The organism is Streptomyces sp. P5F9, assembly GCF_057961495.1.
This window is the reverse complement of sequence record NZ_JBXVPZ010000702.1, coordinates 1-3,506: the sequence shown is the minus strand read 5'-3', so window position 1 is coordinate 3,506 and position 3,506 is coordinate 1. Positions and strand designations below refer to the sequence as shown.

Genomic DNA, 3,506 nt, shown 5'->3' with positions numbered 1-3,506 from the left:
CCCCTCCAGGCGGACCTCGGTCCGGCCCGACATCCCGCCCCGAAGCGCGCCGCTTCACCAACACGCCTCACCTTTCACTGACATGAATCGTTGTCATTCCTCTTGACCTCACTTCAGAGGGCGAATTACGGTTCCCGCACTCATAGTGAATGAAACGATTCAACACCCGCTCACCCGTGACAAGTTGGGGCTGAAGCATGCACGAAACCCACCCGCAGCGTGGCGGTGCGACGCGCCGGTCCGTCATGGCGGCCGCTCTGACGACGGGCGTCCTCGCGACACTCGGTCCGACGGCGCGCGCCGCCGCATCCTCCGAGACGGTTCGCTCCACCGCAGTCGCGCCCACGGGGAGTTGGTTCGCCCGACCCGCCAAGTCGGTCCGGCCCAGGTTCCGTTGGTGGTGGCCGGACGGGCTGGTGGACCCGGTGGAGATCGCGCGGGAGATCGACCGGATGGCCGACGCGGGATTCGGCGGCGCCGAGATCGCGGCCGTGCACCACAGCATCACCGACACGTCCGTGCTGGACACCGCCCACCACGGGTGGGGCAGCCCGGCCTGGCGCGACGGCGTGACGGCCGCGCTGCGGCAGGCCGCCCGACGCGGACTGACCATCGACCTCACTCTCGGCCCGAGTTGGCCCGTCGCCGTGCCCGGAGTGACCCCCGACGACGACGCGGCGGTGAAGGAACTCGCCTACGGCAAGGCCACGTTGACCGGCGGCGCAGCCTACGACGGTCCGGTGCCGGCCTCCGTCTACGCGGCCGCCTCGGGTGTCACCGAGCAGAAGCTCGTCACCGTGCAGGCCGCCCGCGTCAACACCGCCTACTCCAGCGGCAAGGCGACCGGCCTGGACGCCGCGAGCGTCACCGACCTGACCGGCCATGTGTCGGGCGGCAATCTGAGCTGGACTCCACCCGACTCGGCGACCTGGGTGATCCTGTCGTACTGGCAACGGGGTTCGGGTCAGCAGCCCGAGGCAGGGCCGCACTCCTCCCCCGCCGCGTATGTCGTCGACCACTTCAGCGCGGCGGGGACCGCGGCCGTCACCCGCTACTGGGACTCCACGATCCTGGACTCGACGCTCCGTCAACTTCTCGGATCGGCGGGCGGCACCTTCTTCGAGGACTCCGTCGAGTTGGAGACCAAGGGGCTGCAGTGGACGCCCGGCCTGCCCGCGGCCTTCCTCGAACACACCGGACGCGACCTGCTGCCGTATCTGCCGGCCGTCGTCCTCGACAACGGCAACCAGATCTTCGCCTTTGAGGCGCGGCTCACCCAGGAGATCCGGCACGACTTCTGGGAGACCGTCTCCGGTCTGTTCAACAAGCACCACCTCGGGGCGCTCGCGTCCTGGGCGCACGGACACGGCATGAAGATGCGTTCCCAGCCGTACGGTCTCCAGACCGACGCCATCGCCTCGGCGGCCGTTCTCGACGTCCCCGAGGGCGAGTCGCTCGGTTTCAAGAACCTCGACGACTACCGCTGTCTGGCGGGCGGGCGTGACATGGCCGGTCACCGCATCCTGTCCTGCGAGGCGGGCGCGTACGCGGGCGGCGCCTACAACACCACGTGGGACAAGTTCCTGCGCACCATGGGCGGGGCGTACGCGGCGGGCGTCAACCAGACCGTGATCCACGGCTTCTCCTACGCCACCGCACCGGGCGTCAGCTGGCCCGGCTTCGCCGCGTTCAGCCCGTACAGCGGAGCCCCGGGATACGGCGAGTCGTGGGGACCGAGGCAGCCCACCTGGCGCCACGTCCCCGACATCGCCGCCTACCTCGGCCGCGTCCACGAGGTGCTCCAGTCGGGCACCGCCCGCGCGGACATCGCCGTCTTCCGGCAGACCGGCTATACGGCCACCGGCATCGGGGCGTCCTGGCTGACCTCGACGGGCGTCCCCCTCGGCTGGACCCATCAGTTCCTGAGCGGACCGCTGCTCGACCTGCCCACCGCCAAGGTCTCCGGCAGGCGCCTCGCACCCGACGGACCCGCCTACAAGGCCCTGTTCCTCGAAGGCGACTTCTTCTACGGCTCCAACCCCACGCTGGCCGTCGCCGACGCCCGCAGACTCCTGAAGTTCGCGCGTGCGGGCCTGCCCACCGTGCTCCTCGGCGCCTTCGACCAGGCACTCACCCCGGGGCTCCCCGACGACGGGGAGACGGCCGAACTGCGTGCTCTGACCGGTCAGTTGCTCTCTCTGTCGAACGTCCGCCAGATCACCGACAAGACTCTGGTCGGCGCGGCGTTCGCGGAACTCGGCGTGGCCTCCGACGCCGTCTACTCCGTGTCGTCGACCCTGCTGAACGCCCACCGGGTCACCGACGACGCCGACTTCTACTACCTGTGCAACGGCAAGCACGCCGAGACCGTCAAACCCCCCGTCGCCCTCATCGACCACGACGTCACGCTGCGCGCCACCCACCCCAGGGGGTCCGGCGCGGTCCCCTACCTGCTGGACCCGTGGAGCGGGCGGGTCACCCGGCTCGCCCAGTACACCCAGGACGGCGACGCGTTCACCTTCCGGGTGACGTTGCAGCCAGGCGAGACCCTCGTCGTCGCGCTGGGTGCCCCGGGACTGTTCGGAGACCGCTCCGGGAGCCGTCCGCACGCGGTCGCCACCGACGCGGACACCGCGCTCTTCGCTGACGGATCACTGGCCGTACGAGCCTTCACGGCCGGTGTCCGCACCACCACTCTGTCGACGGGCCGCAAGGTCACCACGGAGATCCCCGAGGTTCCGGCAGCCGTCTCCCTCGACCGGTGGACGCTCTCGGTCGACGACTGGCAGCCCGGCGCCACCGCGACCACCACCACGATCGTCGCGCACAGCCTCATCCTCGATGCCCTGCTGCCGTGGTCGCAGATCCCCGAACTGGCCGACGTGGGCGGCATCGGCCGCTACCGGACAACGGTCACCCTGCCGAACACCTGGACCTCCGGCACGGGGGCCCTGCTCCACCTCGGCAGCGTCAGCGACACCTGCCGGGTCACTGTCAACGGAACACAGCTCGACCCTGTCGACCGGCTCAACCCCGTGGTGGACCTCGGCGGACATCTGCGCCACGGCGCCAACATCATCGAGGTCGAGGTGGCCACCCCGTTGTTCAACCGGCTGCGGATCAGCAACCCCACAGTGTTCGGCACCTCCGCGAGACAGACCTACGGCCTGGTCGGACCGGTCCGACTCACGCCGTACGTGCAGCAGAAGGTGACCTGACCGCCCTCGACCGGGCTCTCGTAGACGGGGAGTTCACGAGTGCGCACGGGCGTCAGGTGTGCATCACGTACAGGAAATTGTCCAGGCTGCCGACATACACGGTCCCGTCCGCCACCACGGGCGTCGAATACCCTTCCGCGCCGGTCGGCAGACGCCAGCGTTCCTCGCCCGTGGCCGCGTCCACCGCCTACAGGGATTCGCAGGGAAGGAGACTTGAAGTGCTCTCCTTCCTTCGCAAGCTCAGGAAGGAGATTCCTGCCTACCTTGCGGTGGCGGGCTTGACGCCAC

2 protein-coding genes are annotated in these 3,506 nt (G+C 69.6%); one reads left to right on the top strand and one right to left on the bottom strand.

All coding sequences use genetic code 11. From position 1 onward, the window contains the following. Positions 1 to 197 precede the first annotated feature (197 nt). Complete coding sequence (locus AC31A1_RS48735; protein WP_489659481.1) at positions 198 to 3,218, top strand: glycosyl hydrolase; 3,021 nt, start codon at positions 198 to 200, stop codon at positions 3,216 to 3,218. 52 nt (positions 3,219 to 3,270) lie between these two features. On the opposite strand, the gene AC31A1_RS48730 is transcribed toward AC31A1_RS48735, so the two are convergent. Continuing rightward, positions 3,271 to 3,402: a hypothetical protein gene (locus tag AC31A1_RS48730; protein WP_489659480.1), complete on the bottom strand. Its 132-nt coding sequence runs from the start codon at positions 3,400 to 3,402 to the stop codon at positions 3,271 to 3,273. Between the last annotated feature and the right edge of the window lie 104 nt (positions 3,403 to 3,506).

Bases quoted from the DNA above. Each gene is read 5' to 3' on its own strand.
- AC31A1_RS48735 (WP_489659481.1), top strand. From the start codon at position 198: ATGCACGAAACCCACCCGCAGCGTGGCGGTGCGACGCGCCGGTCCGTC.